Annotated in this window: 1 protein-coding gene; it reads right to left on the minus strand. The window is 36.3% G+C overall.

What is annotated here, in order from left to right; all coding sequences use genetic code 11:
* A partial coding sequence (locus tag Tanf_RS16760) for an NAD-dependent epimerase/dehydratase family protein (protein WP_140230726.1) occupies positions 1-452 on the minus strand: 452 nt, incomplete at both ends.

A 452-nucleotide genomic window follows, 5' to 3' on the forward strand; every position in this document is an offset into this window, starting at 1 on the left:
TGAAGACAACACATATATATTGGCTTGCTTTAGTATGGCAAAAGGATTCATTTGTTGTCCCAACAAATCAACCTGTTCAGACACTCCTAATTCTTCAATTTTTTGTTCTAATTCTACTCGCTGCTGACCTTCTCCTATGATAGATAAATGAATATCCTTCGAATTTAGTTTTGAAAATGCACCAATCAGCATATCAAGATGTGTATAAGAGACAGCAAGACTATTCGCAGCAAAGTGCATGACAGCATCAAATTGATAAGTACTAAAGACATTTTCTAAAAGGCCTATATCGGCCAAATCACCCACTACAAGCTCACCATACTTTACGTTTTTTCGAAACCCTGTTGATAAGTTATCGAGCACAATAACTTCATGACCTGATTTCACCAATAACTTAGACATGTGAGATCCAATATATCCGGCTCCGCCGACAATCAATATCTTCATATTTT

The sequence above is a fragment of the Tannerella forsythia genome (genome assembly GCF_001006485.1).
In the GTDB taxonomy this organism is placed as follows: Bacteria; Bacteroidota; Bacteroidia; order Bacteroidales; family Tannerellaceae; genus Tannerella; species Tannerella forsythia.